This window comes from Lacinutrix cladophorae (assembly GCF_053604645.1).
The window spans coordinates 192,596-210,035 of record NZ_JBSHNR010000087.1 but is presented as its reverse complement, the minus strand read 5'-3'; the positions used below and the strand labels follow the sequence as shown (position 1 = coordinate 210,035).

At 31.8% G+C, this 17,440-nt stretch carries 15 protein-coding genes; 5 read left to right on the top strand and 10 right to left on the bottom strand.

Going from position 1 to position 17,440, the window contains the following annotated elements; all coding sequences use genetic code 11:
- Window positions 1-333: 333 nt before the first annotated feature.
- The 7 genes from ACVC3Y_RS05710 to ACVC3Y_RS05680 form a co-directional block, all read right to left on the bottom strand.
- Complete coding sequence (locus ACVC3Y_RS05710) at window positions 334-1,758, bottom strand: carboxypeptidase-like regulatory domain-containing protein (protein ID WP_452226347.1); 1,425 nt, start codon at window positions 1,756-1,758, stop codon at window positions 334-336.
- 229 nt (window positions 1,759-1,987) lie between these two features.
- A complete protein-coding gene (locus ACVC3Y_RS05705) occupies window positions 1,988-3,157 on the bottom strand; it encodes an acyl-CoA dehydrogenase family protein (RefSeq protein WP_303426229.1) in 1,170 nt (389 codons plus the stop codon).
- Window positions 3,158-3,180: 23 nt separating this feature from the next.
- Window positions 3,181-4,065, bottom strand: a complete 885-nt coding sequence (locus ACVC3Y_RS05700; protein WP_452226346.1) for a ComEA family DNA-binding protein — start codon at window positions 4,063-4,065, stop codon at window positions 3,181-3,183.
- Between the two features lie 37 nt (window positions 4,066-4,102).
- A complete protein-coding gene (locus ACVC3Y_RS05695) occupies window positions 4,103-5,713 on the bottom strand; it encodes an alanine/glycine:cation symporter family protein (protein WP_452226345.1) in 1,611 nt (536 codons plus the stop codon).
- Window positions 5,714-5,803: 90 nt separating this feature from the next.
- On the bottom strand, window positions 5,804-6,829 hold the full coding sequence (locus ACVC3Y_RS05690; RefSeq protein WP_303426226.1) for a potassium channel family protein: 1,026 nt from the start codon (window positions 6,827-6,829) through the stop codon (window positions 5,804-5,806).
- A gap of 2 nt (window positions 6,830-6,831) precedes the next feature.
- The gene (locus ACVC3Y_RS05685) at window positions 6,832-7,059 is read right to left on the bottom strand and encodes a PspC domain-containing protein (protein WP_452226344.1); all 228 of its coding nucleotides are present in this window, start codon (window positions 7,057-7,059) and stop codon (window positions 6,832-6,834) included.
- Between the two features lie 72 nt (window positions 7,060-7,131).
- Window positions 7,132-8,406, bottom strand: coding sequence for a DUF2851 family protein (locus ACVC3Y_RS05680; protein WP_452226343.1), 1,275 nt, complete (start codon window positions 8,404-8,406; stop codon window positions 7,132-7,134).
- Between the two features lie 117 nt (window positions 8,407-8,523).
- Here ACVC3Y_RS05680 and ACVC3Y_RS05675 point away from each other — a divergent pair, with 117 nt between their 5' ends.
- On the top strand, window positions 8,524-8,934 hold the full coding sequence (locus ACVC3Y_RS05675) for an AAA family ATPase (RefSeq protein WP_452226351.1): 411 nt from the start codon (window positions 8,524-8,526) through the stop codon (window positions 8,932-8,934).
- Window positions 8,935-9,085: 151 nt separating this feature from the next.
- Here the strand turns inward: ACVC3Y_RS05675 and ACVC3Y_RS05670 are convergent, their stop codons facing one another.
- Window positions 9,086-10,765 carry a hypothetical protein gene (locus tag ACVC3Y_RS05670; protein ID WP_452226342.1) on the bottom strand — a complete coding sequence of 560 codons (1,680 nt, stop codon included), beginning with the start codon at window positions 10,763-10,765 and terminating at the stop codon, window positions 9,086-9,088.
- Between the two features lie 259 nt (window positions 10,766-11,024).
- Here ACVC3Y_RS05670 and ACVC3Y_RS05665 point away from each other — a divergent pair, with 259 nt between their 5' ends.
- The 3 genes from ACVC3Y_RS05665 to ACVC3Y_RS05655 all read left to right on the top strand — a co-directional run bounded on the left by ACVC3Y_RS05665 (window position 11,025) and on the right by ACVC3Y_RS05655 (window position 13,436).
- The gene (locus tag ACVC3Y_RS05665) at window positions 11,025-11,513 is read left to right on the top strand and encodes an AAA family ATPase (protein ID WP_452226341.1); all 489 of its coding nucleotides are present in this window, start codon (window positions 11,025-11,027) and stop codon (window positions 11,511-11,513) included.
- Window positions 11,514-11,598: 85 nt separating this feature from the next.
- A complete protein-coding gene (locus tag ACVC3Y_RS05660; RefSeq protein ID WP_452226340.1) occupies window positions 11,599-12,501 on the top strand; it encodes a hypothetical protein in 903 nt (300 codons plus the stop codon).
- A 215-nt stretch (window positions 12,502-12,716) separates the two neighbouring features.
- Window positions 12,717-13,436, top strand: coding sequence for a 3-ketoacyl-ACP reductase (locus ACVC3Y_RS05655; RefSeq protein WP_303426217.1), 720 nt, complete (start codon window positions 12,717-12,719; stop codon window positions 13,434-13,436).
- A gap of 136 nt (window positions 13,437-13,572) precedes the next feature.
- On the opposite strand, the gene ACVC3Y_RS05650 is transcribed toward ACVC3Y_RS05655, so the two are convergent.
- Window positions 13,573-14,553 carry a PLP-dependent cysteine synthase family protein gene (locus ACVC3Y_RS05650; protein WP_303426216.1) on the bottom strand — a complete coding sequence of 327 codons (981 nt, stop codon included), beginning with the start codon at window positions 14,551-14,553 and terminating at the stop codon, window positions 13,573-13,575.
- 336 nt (window positions 14,554-14,889) lie between these two features.
- Window positions 14,890-16,125 (bottom strand): ABC transporter permease, encoded by a 1,236-nt coding sequence (locus tag ACVC3Y_RS05645; protein ID WP_452226339.1) that lies wholly within the window; start codon window positions 16,123-16,125, stop codon window positions 14,890-14,892.
- Window positions 16,126-16,133: 8 nt separating this feature from the next.
- On the opposite strand from ACVC3Y_RS05645, the gene ACVC3Y_RS05640 reads away from it, so the two are divergent.
- Window positions 16,134-17,426, top strand: a complete 1,293-nt coding sequence (locus tag ACVC3Y_RS05640) for an exo-beta-N-acetylmuramidase NamZ family protein (RefSeq protein WP_303426214.1) — start codon at window positions 16,134-16,136, stop codon at window positions 17,424-17,426.
- The last annotated feature ends 14 nt before the right edge of the window (window positions 17,427-17,440 follow it).

Below are 17,440 nucleotides of genomic sequence, written 5' to 3'. Positions count from 1 at the left end.
CTTTGAATCTACAGGATTACAAGTTATTACCAAAATGAAATTAACAACGAAAACGTTTTCGTGTTAACAAATAACTGATTTTATACGTTAAAAATTAATAAAATCATAAAATTAACTTGCTTTAAATGCGAAAACGATTGTAACGACATCCTTTTTATTTGTTAATCCTGTCTAAACAGGAATGACAAATAAAAAGATATAGTGGAAAGCGTGGTACTTCTTCGCTGAAGCTTTGGAGCATGTAGATGCCTAGTATCAATAATTAGAATATTACTTGCTTTCAAAGGATAAAGATGTTTGCTTTATTTAGCGAAGGAGTATTTGCCCAAATAATTAATCTTTATATAGAGATGCTCTTTTGCTAAGATCTAGAATAAGCTGTTCATCTTCTTCACTTTCTAATAAAACATTATAGCTTTTCCAGAACTCTTTATTATATGGTTTGGAAGCAAAAATATCTGGATCCCAAGTTTCTTGTTGTTCTTTGGCTATTACTTCTTTATCTAAGATAATTTCGGAAAACAAGATTTCTTGAACTGTGTAGTAGTAGCGTTCTTCTTTATTATAACGTGCTTCTTCTACTTTAGATATTTTTAAAGAAGGTTTCATACCAACATTTACCAGCTTTGGTGTTTCGTAATAAATATAGTTTGGGTACATTTTATCTTTATACTCCATATATGTTATTACTAATTTGTGATTGGTTTGGGTATCAAAAAGTCTTTTACTTCTATCTTTTTGCGCAGGTGACGCAGCTACTAACTCATATTCTATTTTTTTGAATGCGTAGTTATCATAATAAATATATAACCAACCTTGTGCATGATATCCTTCGTTAAAAATACCTTTTGTCTCTAAACCAACAAAATCTTTCGAATCGGCAATTTTAATTTTATATAATTTACGTTCATTATCTACCAGAATCGTGTCTAAAGTAAATTGGTGTGTATCTAAAATATTATCTCCAAATAAGGCTTTTGCATTATTTGCGTTTCGCAGTACATTTAGTTTTCCTTGAAAAAGGTTTTGCAAACCATTCACTCTAGTATCATTCCATTTAATAGCTTTTAGTAATTGTTGGGTAGAAACGGATCTTCGGCTAATATCTTTTGCTTTGAGTTTTGTTTTTGTGTTTTGGTTTTTATAAGAAGCATATGTAAATAAACTATCTACATCACGAAGATCATAACTTTTACGTACTTGATCTACATTAATTTTTAGGTGCTCTGCACTACTTGCTGCATATCCCGAATCGTAAACAGAAATAGCACTTTCTATTAGCCATTTAAATTCATTTTTGTTTCGTTCTTTATGTCTTAAAAATCCTTTTTGAATATAGGAAGAGTCTGGAAGATTACGTTCTAGTTTTTTTATTGCTTTTAGTACAATCTCATTTCCTGTGGTAGGTCTTGGCTCTGCAATTAGTATCACTTCGTCTAAAGAAGCTTGTTGTTCTGATAAGTAAATTAAAACATCTTTATTAAATTCTTGAATAGGAGTTTTGTAGGTAGAATATCCAATAGACGAAATAATTAATGTATCGTTTTCATGTTTTTTTGGCACTTGTAATACAAAATTACCATCGATATTTGTTACTGTACCAATAGTGGTGTTTTTAATGTAGACACTTGCGCTTGCAATAGGAAAAGAATCTAATGTATCTACAACGGTATTTTTAAGTTCGGTTTGCGCGTAACTTGTACATCCTAAAAAAAGTAATAGTACAACTGCTAATTGTTTTGTGTTTTTAAATTGCATAGTATATATTTAATAATAGTCTAGGACAGTTTAGTGTAGTTAACGATTTAGAATTCCATATAGTATTAATTACAAATAAAATACTATTGTTAGTTCGATTCTAAACGAGAAACAATGTAGCAATTTTGAAAATACTACTAAAATTATTTTAGCGTTGCTTTATATGCTAACAAATGAATTACCATTTTAACAAAATAGAGATACTAATTTCATGAAAATGTTAATCGTATTATTTTGCCGCAGGTTTGTATTCCTTTTTATCGATTACCATTTTTGCAATTATTTCGCGAAGTATTTCACTTGTTCCTCCACCAATTGGTCCTAATCTGCTATCACGCAAAAGTCGTGCCATTGGATATTCTTCCATATAACCATAACCACCTAAAAACTGCACACATTGATAAGCAACCTCATCTGCCATTTTGGTAGATTTTAATTTCGAAATGGTAGCTTCTTTTACTACGTATTCTCCTTTATTAAGTCTGTAAGCTACAGAGTAGTTATAGGTTTTACACATATCCATATCTGCATACAAGTCAACAAAACTATGACGAAGTGCTTGAAATTTATCTATGGTTTTACCAAAGGCAGTACGTTCGCTCATGTATTGCCTAGCATACTCTAAAGCGTACTCTGCTCTAGCATGTGCATTAATTCCCATAATTAATCTTTCTAGTGCAAAATGCTGCATAATGTACGGGAACCCTTTTCCTTCTTCTCCCATTAAATTACTAGCGGGAATGGTAACATTATCGAAAGCAATTTCTGCTGTATCACTTGCCCTCCAACCTAACTTATCTAATTTGGTTGCAGATATTCCTGGTGTATCTCTATCCATTATAAAAATACTAATTCCTTTATTTCCTAGATCGGGAGTGGTTTTAGCAGCAACTACGAGATAGTCACTATATACTCCGTTTGTAATAAATGTTTTAGAGCCATTTAACACATAAGTATCTCCTTTTTTAACTGCTGTAGTTCGCATTCCTGCAACGTCAGACCCTCCAAAAGGCTCTGTAATACATAAACATCCTATTTTTTCTCCAGTAATACTTGCTGTTAAGTATTTCTCTTTTATTTCGTGGCTTCCTTCTTTATTAACATGTGTCATTGCTAAATAAGTATGCGCCCATATATTAGCTGCAAAACCGCCAGAGTTTATTTTTTGTAATTCTTCTAACAATATAACCGTATAGAATAAATCTAGATTTAGACCGCCATACGCTTCGGGATAAGCTAATCCAAAAAAGCCCATTTCACCAAATTTCTTCCAAATAAAACGTTCAACCGTTCCAGTTTCTTCCCATTTATTTATATGTGGAACCACTTCTTTTTTCAAGAAATCTTGTAAACTTTGTCTAAATAATTGATGCTCTTCTGTGAAGTACATATTGCTCATAGTCCTAATGGATTTATTATATTCTAATTAAGAGTCAAATATAATTTAATTATCTCAATTTTTTTAACTGGAAAGCCTTTTACTTTTATTAATTCATCAATAGATTGAAAACCTTCACGCAACGTTCTTTGCTCTATAATTTGATGTGCAACTTCATAATCCACATAAGGTATATTAACGAACTGATCTCTTGTAGCGGTATTAAGATTAATTTTATTTACTGTTTTCGGAGTTTTCACAGTAAACTCATTTGTAATACGTGTAATCACTTCTGGTTGCAAGCCATAAACTTCTTGTAACTGTACATCTGCAATAAATCCGTTTTGCTTATTTCTATATTGTATAATTCTATTAGAAAAAGCTTCTCCAATTCCTCTCACTTTTTGCAACTGACTGGCTGTTGCAGTGTTTAAATCAATTTTTTGCTGAAATGTTTTTGGTGTATTGGAATAGTTTGTTGTTTTATAATTTGAATATTTTTTTGGTTTGGGGTTCGTAACCCATTCTGGGAATTTAAAAAAAGGTGAAATAATATTTAAAAGGGAATCGGAAACTTTAGTCACTTGCTGAAACTGTAGCACGGAGTTTACCCATTTATCTTGTTTTCTAAATAGTAGTAATCTATTTATTTCTTCATTAGACATTCCTAGAGTGTACCCTTTATAATCGGTTATAAAATTAGGGTTGAAAGGATAAATCTTCGGTTTACGTTTTTCTATTTCTACAATACGAAGAGAATCCATTTCTTTTTTAAAAAGTGCTAATTGTTTTTGGTTTACCGGAATTTCTTCGGAAGAAAAATCGTTAAAAAACATAAAACATTGTAAAGCAATAATAATTGCCAACAAAAGAAAAATCCCATTTCGTTGGTTTTTAGTAAACACGAAATGGGATTTTAAAATATTCATCTTGTTAGTTTTAGCAAGATGAAGTTACAAAAAATATTTATTTATCTGAAATTCTATTTTTAATAGCGTCTGTATATTTCTTTAATTCCTCACGTACTCTTGGTGCTAATAATACAAGTCCTATCATATTTGGAACCATCATTGCAAAGATCATAGCATCAGAGAAACCTATTACAGATCCTAAACTAGCAGCAGAACCAATAACTACAAATACACAGAATATTAATTTATATGCATATTCCATTTTTTTAGACCTTCCAAAAAGGTAAGCCCAACCTTGAAAACCGTAGTAAGACCAAGATATCATGGTACTAAATGCAAATAAAACAACTGCAACGGTTAATACATATGGGAACCATGAAATTGCAGATTCGAATGCTCCTGAAGTTAATAAAATTGCCTGGGCATCGTTTAATCCTGCATTTGCAGCAGTTACATTTCCTGTAATAATTAATACTAAAGCGGTCATGGTACAAACCACAACCGTATCGATAAATGGCTCTAATAAAGCGACCATACCTTCACTTGCAGCATAGTTTGTTTTTACTGCAGAGTGAGCAATAGAAGCCGAACCTACACCAGCTTCATTAGAGAAAGCTGCACGTCTAAATCCTTGTACTAATACACCAATTGCTCCACCAGCAACACCTTCTGGGCTAAAAGCACCACTAAAAATCTGTCCAAATGCATCTCCAATCATAGAATAATTTGCAATAATTACAAACAAAGAAGCTGCAACATATATAGCAACCATAAATGGTACAATTTTATCGGTTACTTTGGCAATTTTCTTAATTCCACCAATAATAACGATACCTACTAGTACAGCCATTACAATACCAAACAACCATCCTTTACCATATAAGAAAGATTCGTTTCCTCCTGTAATATTTTGTACTAATTGAAAAGCTTGATTTACCTGAAACATGTTTCCTCCACCAAAAGAACCACCAATTACAAAAATAGCAAATAACCCTGCTAATACTTTTCCTAAAGAGCCAAGTCCTTTTGCCTTTAAACCTTTGGTTAAGTAGTACATTGGTCCACCGTAAACGGTTCCATCTGCGGCAATATCTCTATATTTTACACCTAGTGTACATTCTACAAATTTAGAAGCCATTCCTAAAAAACCTGCAACAATCATCCAGAATGTAGCTCCAGCTCCACCAACCGAAACTGCAATTGCAACTCCAGCAATATTACCTAAACCAACAGTAGCAGATAGTGCTGCTGTTAAAGCTTGAAAGTGGCTTACCTCTCCGTCATGACCTTCGACTCTTATTGTATCTGGATTATCTTCTTCGTCTGTAAATTTAGATTTCTCTATTTCTACTTTATGGTTTTCTCTATGATCTAAATCATCATATTTTCCTCTAACAATATTTACAGATGTAATAAACCCTCTAAAATTGATAAACTTAAAGTAAAACGTAAAATATAAAGCTCCTAATATTAAAGGAAATAACACCCAAAAGACTTTAACGTTTCCTCCAAAATCAATCTGGTAGAAAATAAAATTAACAAACCATCCTGTAGCATCTCCAAAAACTTGATCTATTTTCTGGTCAATGCCAACCTCTTGCGCATCTTGAGCAAAATTTATAAATGGTAAAATGAATGTAAAAATGGTAAGAAGATATTTCTTCATGATATAATATTAGTTAGTTAAATTTAAATTAAGATAGCAATATGCTAAAAAAAAACGGTTTTTTAAAGCATATCCTGTTAAAATAGAACTCTAGTGCAAGTTGTAAACGGTATTTAACACTTGTATTTGCTCTGGCCTACCAAGCACAATTATCTTGGCATTAGCCTCTAGTTTTTGATCTGCTTCTGGATTTACAATATATTCGCCATCGCCATTTTTATACCCTATTACATTACAACCAGTTTTTCTACGCAAGTCTAAATCTCGTATCGTTTTAATACTTACATTGGTATCGTATAATTTTTCTACTACAATCTCTTCCACATTAATATTTGAATTCCCTACAATACCTAAGTTATCTATAAACTCTATTAAATCTGGAACAACCACTAAAGATGCCATATGATCTCCACCAATTCTATCTGGAAGTATTACATTATTTGCTCCCGCAAACTTTAATTTTTTATATGATGTTTCTTCCGACGCTCTACTAATTATTCGTAAACCTGTATTCATTTGTCTTGCCGAAAGAACCACAAATAAATTATCCGCATCACTTGGCAATGCAGAGATTAATGTATTTGCTCTATCAATTCCTGCATCCAATAAAACTTCATCTTCATTTGCATTACCTAAAATAAAAGGGATTTCTTCACATTCAAACTTATCTATCGTTTCTTTATCTTTTTCAATAACAACAAATGGCTTATTGTAAGCTAGTAATTTTTTGGCTGCTTGTTTTCCGTTTCTTCCATAACCACAAATAATAATATGGTTTGCAAGTTCATCTATGGTTTTTTGCATCTTTTTTTGTTTTAATTCTTCCAAATTATTTTTGCTTAAAATATATTCTGTAATTACTGTTAAAGCGTAACCAACAATTATTATACTTATTAATATTAAAAATATAGTAAACATTTTAGATATTGGATCTAGTGGTTGCACTTCTCCAAAACCAACCGTTGTAATGGTTATTACCGTCATGTATAAGGAATCTATCCAAGAATAATGGGATAATAATTTAAAACCTAACACTCCTATTAGCAGTAATATTACCAACAAAGTAATAGCTGTATATATTCTAGTTCTAAAAAATTTTAAAAAAGGGCTCATCATACTTATAGATCGAAAACGGATGTTCGTTTTGTATAAATTATATCCTTTATTTTCATCCAAAAAGCTAAGAATAGGTATAAGGCAAATCCAAACCCAACGGTTACAAAAGTGAGATAAATAAAAGAAGTTCTTACCACTTTTGCTCGCATACCTAATCTATCGGCGATACGTTGGCAAACGTAATACCCATGCTTTTGAAAATATAAGAGAATGCGATAAAAAATGTTCATGACTGCAATTTAGTTAATTGACATCAATTTTTAAATAAAAAATGCAAATTACAAAGACATAATAAGAACATATTAATTGCCAGACAATAAACTATTACCAATTGCACATTGCAAACATTTGTTTTTAACGCAATATTCGTTTTTAAGTTGCAGTAATGCTTGGCTATGCATAGCCGATTTAGAAATTACTTGTAACTCTTGAAACTTAGTTACAATACTATTTTTTTCGGAAACTATTTCATTTATAAGTGTAATAACAGCTTCATCTACAGCTTTACCTTGTTTTTTTGCATAACTAAATTTGAGCGGTACAATGGTATTAATAATTAATAGGTCGATAAAAGCAGTTGTGATTCTTTTTTTAGAAGATTTGCTCTTTTTCCCAAAGGTAAAATGTGTTTCCCAATACGCAGAAGTACTAACCTGAAACAATTTGTAAATTTCTTCTTTAGCGGAAGCACTTATAATTTTAGAGAATAAATGGTTTTCTGAAGCATAGACACCAACTAATTGTGACAAACGAATGGTTGGAAAATTTAGTGGTCGCAATCTAAAAAACTGTAATGGAGTAACAGATGGATTAGACAAGCCAAACTTTTGTTTTAAAAATTGATATTCTTTTTGAAGTTCTAAATAATATATATCTTGAACTTCTTCATTTAACAAATCACTTTGACCAAAAAGCAAAGCCTCTAAACTAGTATGCTTACTTTGTAGTTTTTGAATAATATTAAAATCTATAGAATTTGCTAGACTTAAAAAAGCATCTCCATTTACTTTTAAACCAAAACTTTTAGCAAGCATTTTAAAAAGTACCGCTTCCCAATTGTTTTTACTACTCTTTAATAATTGTGTAATTTCTTTAGACTTTCGCTCTAAACGTTCCAAATATAAACGCTCTAGCCAATTGTGCACGATAAACTTATCTACAGTTACAAAATCATTTTCGCAATTAATCCACTTCTGCTTTTTACTAAATAGCTTTTGGTAACCATCTAATGCGCTTTTATTTACTACATTTTTAAGCACTAAAGTTGGTATAATGGTATTGTCTTTTCGGTGTATTTCTGTATCGTGTTTCCAAACCACATGTAAGATTACATTATCGTAGTTTTTATCTTGTTCGTGGTTATGTAAAAACCAATCACTAGCATTTACATGTATTTCTACATTACCTGCCCAAAGTTGATTTGCAATTTTAATTTGCGCATTAAAAAAATCAGGTCCAGCATTAAGGTTATACGAACCAACTTGTAAAACAGAAACTGGTTCTTGGTTTGTAGTTTTTAAGTTAGTAAGTGCAAACTTTTTATATCGCCAAATATAATGTAGAAAATTTTCTATCATTTTACTAAAGTAATATTTAGAATTTAAATGACAAAAAAATGGTTCACTTAATACTAGGAAACAAAGGCTCCGGCAAAACAACCTATGCCAACCAATTAAAAAAAAGAAACCAAAGGAATCCTTTTTTCTATAGATACCTGGAACAAAACCCTATTTCTTAAAGATAAAAAAATTGAAGATAGATTAGATTGGTTTTTAGAACGAATAGAAAGAGTAGAAACCCTCATTCTAGATTTAATTATACAACTAGAAAACGCTAATACAGATGTTATTTTAGGTTTAGGGCTTTCTAAATTTAAACATCGCGAAAAGTTTAGAAAATTTGCCAAGCTTCATGGTTTTGAGATACAATTACATTTTTTAGATATTCCGAAAGAAACTAGATTACAGCGTGTATTGCAAAGAAATTCTGAAAAAGGAGACACCTTCCAATTTGAAGTAAGCCAAGCAGATTTTGATTTTATGGAAAGCTGGTTTGCAAAACCTACTGCTGAAGAAATGCAACATGGTATTGTTGTTAATACCTAAAAAAGTAGAACAATTTTTCGAATTAAAAAGGTTGTTTCCTCAAAACCTTTCTTGCATCACGGGTTTTGAAAATAAGAAGTCACTTTATTAAAGTAAATAATACCTTTAATAAAGTGACTTCTTATAAAATATAACAGCTATGAAATACCTCTTAATTCTTTGGGTTATTTTCTAGGGTTTCATTAGGGTCTTCTTCGGTAGCTTTTGGTTTTTCAATTATAGGTTCCTCATGGATATAGTCTCTAATCGATGCTACTTTCTCACTGCTTTTGTCTAACATTTTACTAGCTGTTTGTTTTTCCCTATTTTTATTGTAAAACATTCCTTTTTCTTTTGGTTGGTTATACAATTCTGGAGTTAAATATTTACCACTTCTTTCACCTTCTTTTAAAATTACTGTTTCTCTTTTATTCGGGTTTTGCTGTAAATACGGATCATTTCGCTCTGCGGTAACTTCCCAGGATACTTTTTTATTAGGCACCCCGCCAGCAACAACAAATTGTCTGTTAGTAATTTCTGTTTCTATAAACAAATTAGGCATAGCAGCTCCAATTGCGGTTAATTGATAGGATGGATTTTTATTTACACTATCATAGTAATCTGGTAGGCTTACAATTGCTTTACCAGTAGCATCAAAAACAGCAACTCCTCTATATTTATTTAATACTTCATTAGACTCAATAGAAAAATGTTTTAATATTTTATTTGCTGGATCTTCTGGATGATCTATCATAAATGTTTTTGCTCCTGTACCACCAGAATCTCCTAAAGAAAATGAACCATACCACCCTCCTTGACCCAACACTCCAATACCCCAACCTGCTACTGGTTGGGAATAACCAAATACTCCAACATGATCAGTAACATCTGTTCCTGTGTAAGCAAAATCGCCTACATTTACAGTTCCTACAATAATATTATTTTGATTTTGAGCAAGAATTGCAGACCCTTGACCTTGATGTACGGAGAAAATGGCAGCATCGGTATTGGCCGTATTATTAATATTAAACTCAGCATTTCTTCCATCGGTTCCAGAGTGATTTACTAGCACACCATGACCAATACCGCTTTGTACGCCAGCTAAAACGGCTCCGTTAACAAAGGCTCCCGTTGCCGTGGCTGTTCTTACAGTGGCATTAAATGCATAAACATCACCTCCTGCAGTAGGAGTGACCACATTATCCACTGCTATAACCTCTACACCAGTACCATCATTTGTGCCTAGATCTATATATTCCCCTGTTCCTCCTGCATTCATTAAGTTAATTGTCCCTAGAGTATTACTATTAAGCACATTATATATACCATAATTTCCAGCTACTTGATTATATATCCCCATTCCCGTACCATTTTGGTAAATGGACATCCCATCTCCACTTCCTGCATGAGAAATATAGGTACCGGAACTATTGGATCCTGCATTCCCCATACTTATATAAGACCCTAGTCCTAAACCTCGCTGATCAATAAATTGCCCTGTTGTTCCCCCTACCGTTGTATTACTCATATAAATTAAAAGTCCGTGAGCAGATAATCCCGTACCTAATTGTTGAGCCCGCATAGCGGCAGCGTTGGATGCCGTATTTAAATTTTGTGCATGAATACCATATCCTGTACCTGAGTTTTTTACCCAAACAGCAGAACTACCGTTTATTCCATTACTATGTGTAACCTCTATAGCGTTTGCTGTTGCTGCAGGTGCTACAACATCTAATTGCGCATCTGGGGTAGTTGTACCTATACCAACTTGTGCCTGAACAGTATAGGTCATAGACACAAAAACAATACCCATTGCCATTGTTTTAACCGTAGTAAAATATTTTTTTATCATAATAGCTTATTTTTAATAGTAATAAATATATTTTCTAATTTACTTTATTGGTAATTTATTCGATAAATCACCAATTTATAAGTCATAAACTATAAATACACTGAATTACAATCAATTAACCTGCTGGTTATTTTTTATTTCTGGATATTAAAAAAGGAACATAGGTATTCTGGAAAGCCTAATCCTTTACAATTAAAAAACAAATAGTAAGAAATTTTATATTTTTATATGTTTAAAGAAACAATTAAAATCTAAAAAAATGGTTCACTTAATACTAGGAAACACAGGTTCTGGGAAAACCACTTATTCCAACCAATTAAAAAAAGAAACCAAAGGAATCCTTTTTTCTATAGATACCTGGAACAAAACCCTGTTTCTTACCGATAAGAAACCCGAAGATGGATTAGATTGGTTTTTAGAACGTATTGAAAGAGCAGAAACACTAATTCTAGATCTAGTGATACAACTAGAAAATGCCAATACCGATGCGATTCTAGATTTAGGTCTTTCGAAATTTTCTCATCGTGAAAAATTTAGACAATTTGCTTCAAAACATGGTTTTGAAATTAAAACCCATTTCTTAGATATTAATAAAGCAACCCGATTACAGCGTGTATTAAAAAGAAACACAGAAAAAGGAGATACTTTTGAATTTGAAATATCACAAGAAAACTTTGATTTTATGGAATCCTGGTTTGAAAAACCTACTGCTCAAGAAATGAAAGGTGGTGTTATTGTTAGAGAGTAAAAGTAGATTACTTGTGTTTCATAAATAATATTACGTTTTCGGCATGTTTTTTGTTAAAATTTTAACAACTATAAAACAATCCATCATGAAAAAACTTAACGTTCTATTTATTTTAATTATTGCATTTTTACTAGTTTCTTGTAATTCTGACGATGACAACTCAACCACTTCTAACACCTCTATTAATTTAACTTCTATAAAAAAAGACTACTATATTAATGATGCATTCTCACATTCATCCAATTACAGTTTTGAAGAAAACAAATTGATAAAAATCGAACACTCTTATGGAAGGTTTGAAGAATTATTTTATGAGAATGATTTAGTATCTAACATCTTAAAGTATGATGCTTCTAATAATTTAGAATGGACAAACACATACACTTATGATAACGCTAAAAGATTAATACAGAAAAACTCGATATCCAGCTCAAGCAATCCAAGCGCAAATCAAGAGAAAGAAATTACTTATACTGATAATTCTAATATACAAGTATTATTCACTTTAAGTAGTACTCAAACTACTAATGAAAACATTACACTAAATCCTGAAAATCTTATTATTGAAAACAAACTATTAAATGATGAGGAACAAATTATGTCTGAAAAGCATTATGAATATATAAATAATAATTTAACAAGATTTGAGATAAAAGATCCTAACGAAAATACTTTGCTAGAAGCAACATTTGAATATTTAGACATGGAAGCTTCAGATTTTTACAATTATAATTTATTTACCTACGGACCAGAATGGAAAAACAACTATGCACTTGACCCCCAATTTGGATTAGGCATAGAAACTTACCAAATAAGTAAAAATTATATAAGTAGTTATTATCGTTATGATTACGATATAAATATTTCAAGAACAGTAACATTTGATTATGAATTTGACTCTAATGATAATATTGTTGAGCAGATTGAAAACATGATTGAATCTGACGGAGACACCTATAAAACAGTTACTACTTATAATTATGAGTAAATAATTTATCTTAATTTACAACAAAAAACCTCTTAGAATTTAGGAGTTTTTTTTGTTTTTGCTGGAATCCTGAGTTTACTTTATTATTTAGCATTCAAAACAATAGACACATTATATTAATTTGCTGTTAAGAATTCTGGTTTACCTAGTTTATAAGCTAAGACATAGCTATTTTTGTATACACTTAAAACGTACTATTAATACAAAAATACACCATGAAAAACCTTAAAAACAAAAAAGCAATAATTACCGGAGGAGGTAGAGGATTAGGAAAAGCAACTGCAATAGCTTTTGCCCAAGAAGGAATAGATGTAGCCATTACTGGTAGAAATGAAGCTACGTTAATTGAAACAACTGCTCAAATAAAAGCATTAGGTGTAAATGCAACGTACGCCGTTTTTGATGTGGGAAATTATGAAGAAGTTAAATCTGGTATTAAAACTTTAATTGAAACACTTGGCTCAGTAGATATTTTGGTAAACAATGCAGGAATTGCGGCTTTTGGAACTTTAAATGAAATGGATGTAAACCAATGGAGTCAAATAATACAAACTAACTTAATGGGAATGTATTATGTTACCAAAGAAGTTTTGCCGCACTTGATGGAAAAAAACCAAGGCGATATTTTTAATGTAGCTTCAACAGCTGGATTAACAGGTAATGCAAGTACTTCTGCTTATTCTGCTTCAAAATTTGCAGTTATTGGTATGTCGGAATCTTTAATGAAGGAAGTACGCAAAAACAATATTAGAGTGTGCACATTAACACCAAGCACCATTGCTTCAGACATGTCTATAGATTTAGGCATTGCAACTAAAGACTCTGAAGACAGTGTTTTACAACCCGAAGATTTTGCCGAACTTATTGTTGCTGGTTTAAAGTTACCAAGAAGAGCCATGTTAAAAGGAGCTTCTTTATGGTCTACAAATCCGTAATAATTTACAAGGATTGACTATCCTTCAAAGATTAAAAAGAAAAAACCACTCGAAATAAAATATTCGATAATAAAAAAACTCCTGAAATTTCAGGAGGTTTTTTTATTTATTTAGAACGGAAACTATAAGATAAGAGTTAATCGATGTAACCCATTTTTTTCATCCAATCGTTATTGTACATTTTACCAACATAACGACTTCCATGATCATGGAATAAAACAACTACGACATCGTCTTTTTTAAATTCATCTTTTAGTTGCAGTAATCCTTTAATTGCTGCTCCAGCGCTATTTCCTAAAAACATACCTTCTTCTAAAGCTAATTTTTGGGTATATATTGCTGCATCTTTATCGGTTACTTTAGTAAATCCATCAATTAGAGAAAAGTCTACATTTTCTGGTAAAATATCTTCTCCAATACCCTCGGTTACATATGGATATATTTCATTTTCATCAAAGATTCCTGTTTCGTGGTATTTTTTAAAAACAGAACCATAGGTATCAATTCCCCATACTTTTACATCTGGATTTTGTTCTTTTAGATATTTACTAATTCCAGAAATGGTTCCTCCTGTTCCAACACCAACCACAAAATGCGTTACTTTACCTTCTGTTTGTTTCCAAATTTCTGGTCCAGTACTCTGGTAATGTGCTTTTGCATTACTTGGATTATCATATTGATTTACATACCATGAGTTTGGTGTTTCTTCCCCTAAACGTTTAGATACCGAGTAGTACGATCTAGGATCTGTTGGTTCAACATCTGTAGGGCAAACTATCACCTCAGCTCCATGTGCTCTTAATACGTCACATTTTTCTTTAGATTGTTTATCACTAATCACAAAAATACATTTGTAGCCTTTAACAATTGCAGCAAGCGCTAGACCTAATCCTGTATTTCCAGAAGTACCTTCAATAATAGTTCCTCCAGGTTTTAAACGTCCGTCTGCCTCAGCATCTTCGATCATGGTTAAAGCCATTCTATCTTTTGCAGAATTCCCAGGATTAAAAGTTTCGTATTTAGCAAGCACCAAACAAGGTAAGTCTGCTGTAAGCTTATTTAGTTTTACTAATGGCGTGTTCCCAATAGTTTCTAGTATATTTTTTGCGTATTCCATGTTATTTTTTTACTGTTGCAAAAATAGTTAAAAGGGAATAGTTAAAAGTTAAAAGTTCTATTTTATTTTTCCATAGCGGTTTGGTTGTTATTTAATCTTTTCGTTTTTAGAGTTAGATTCCTCGACTTTATTCGGAATGACAAAATTGGACTGGAATGATAAAAGCGCCAAAAGAAAGCATCTAAAATAGGATAGAAGTATTGTATTTTTATTAAAAATTTCTTTTTAGGCCGCGTTAGCGATTGTAGTGGCATCCTTTTTTGAGGTACGAGAAAAAGATATAACGAAAAGCGCAGTACTACGCAGCTTAAGCGAAGTAGTAAACGCCATAATTATCTATTCGAAACGAATGGCTTTTACTGGTGAAATTTTGGTAATTAAATAAGATGGTATTAAAAGCATAATTAAGCATAATATAAAAGTACCAATATTTAGTGCGAGGATATAGCCTAAATTTATATAGACTGGCACTTCACTTACATGGTAAACATCCGGATCTAAAGGGAAAAATTTACCATATTTTTGTGCTAGTAATATGACAAAACCGATAAGATTTCCCCAAAACAATCCAATTAGAATAATATAGCTTGCGTTGTATAAAAATATTTTTCTAATGCTCCAATTGTTACTTCCTAGCGCTTTAAAAACACCTATCATTTTTGTGCGTTCGAGTATTAAAACAAGTAATGCGGTTATCATATTTATTCCCGCTACAAGGATCATAATCCCGATAATACCATAGGTGTTTTTATCGAAAATACTAATCCATTCGAAAATAGAAGCGTGTTTTTGTTCGACAGTTACTGCGTTTAATAAAGAAGGTGTATTTTGAAATACTTCTCTGTATTTATCTTGTAGTTGGTTATAATCGTTTAATAAAACCTCAAAACTCCCTACTTGATCTGGCTCCCACTGGTTAAGTCTTTGTATATGTCTAATATCTCCAAGCACATAGGTCTCATCAAATTCTTTAAGTCCAGAATTGTAAATCCCAACTATGGTATAACGAATTTGTGTAGGTAGTTTGTTTGGATCTTCTTTTTTAAAATAGGTACTGAATTTATCGCCTAATTTAAACTGCATTCTTTTTGCTAAATCTTGTGAAATAAGCACGTCTTGATTTCTTTCTTTCGTGTAGTCTGGCAATCTACCATCAACAAGAAACTCCGTGAAATATTCCCAGTTATAATCGGCTCCCACACCTTTTACAATAATAGCTTCGAAGTCAGTTTCGGTTCTAATCACACCAAATTTAGATGCAACTGCTTGTACGTTTTTGATGCCTTCTACATGCTTAAACTTTGGGTAAAAATCTTGTTTTGTAGTTATTGGTTTTCCGCTTTCTTGGGAATTATTGCTATCGAAGTTCGAAATAATTATGTGTCCATTAAACGCCGAAACTTTATCTCTAATCTTTTGCTGCAAGCCAATTCCTGTAGCAACTGCTATCATCATCACAATAATACCAACAGCAATTGCAGCAATTCCAATTTTTATTATTGGTGCTGAAACACTACTTTTATACGCTTTACTACTAATAATGCGTTTAGCTATAAAAAACTCGAAATTCAAACTAGATTATGCGATTAAATGTTTTCAAAAATACAGTTTTATTATTTGTTTTGGTATTAATTTCTTGTGCTTCTAAATCAAAAGAAAAATTAGCCGAGAATAAGGAGGTACATCAACAGGTTGCACGTGACATAGAACTACCAAACAACAACGATTTACGTATTGGCGCAAACCAAACAGAAGCTTATTTACCTTTATTAATTGGAAAGCGAGTTGGTATTGTTGCAAATCAGACTTCTGTTATTTTTAAGCTAAATGAGAATGAGATTACTTCGTTAGAAACAACTCCTATAAAAAACACTTACACACATCTTGTGGACTCATTGGTTTCTTTAAAAGTAGATGTAAAAAAAGTATTTTCTCCAGAACATGGTTTTAGAGGTATTGCGGATGCTGGAGAACTTTTAAAAGATGGAGTTGACACCAAAACGGGATTACCTATTGTTTCTATTTATGGACAAAACAAAAAACCATCTATTAAACAACTTGCTGATTTAGATATTATGATTTTTGATATTCAAGATGTTGGCGCACGTTTTTATACTTATATTTCTTCTTTACATTATGTGATGGAAGCTTGTGCAGAAGCGAATATTCCAGTTATTATTTTAGATAGGCCAAACCCAAATGGACATTATATTGATGGCCCAATTTTAGAGTTAGAACACAAAAGTTTTGTTGGTTTGCACCCTATTCCTGTAGTGCATGGAATGACTATTGGAGAATATGCTAAAATGATTAATGGTGAAAAATGGCTAGAAAACGGTTTACAAAGTGACATTACTGTAATTTCTATGAAAAACTACACCCATGAAACGGTATATGATTTACCTATTAAGCCTTCCCCAAACTTACCTAATGCAAAATCTATAAACTTATATCCTAGTTTGTGTTTCTTTGAAGGAACAAACGTAAGCGCTGGTAGAGGAACAAATAAACAGTTTCAAATATTTGGAAGCCCTTTTTTAGATACTAAAATGTTTAATTACGAATATACTTTCACACCACGACCAAATGTTGGATCTAAACACCCAAAAAACGAAAATAAGGTGTGCTATGGCATGGATTTAAGCGACACTAAATATTTAAATAGATTAGACTTAAACTATTTGATAGAAGCATACCAAGCTACAGCAAACAAGGAAACCTTTTTTAATGCATATTTCACCACGCTAGCAGGAACAAAAAAGCTTCAAAAACAAATAGAAACAAAGCATACTGCTTACGAGATTAAGAAAACTTGGGCTAGAGGTTTAGCAGATTATGATAAGATGCGACAACCTTATTTATTATATAAATAAAAAACCTCTAGAAT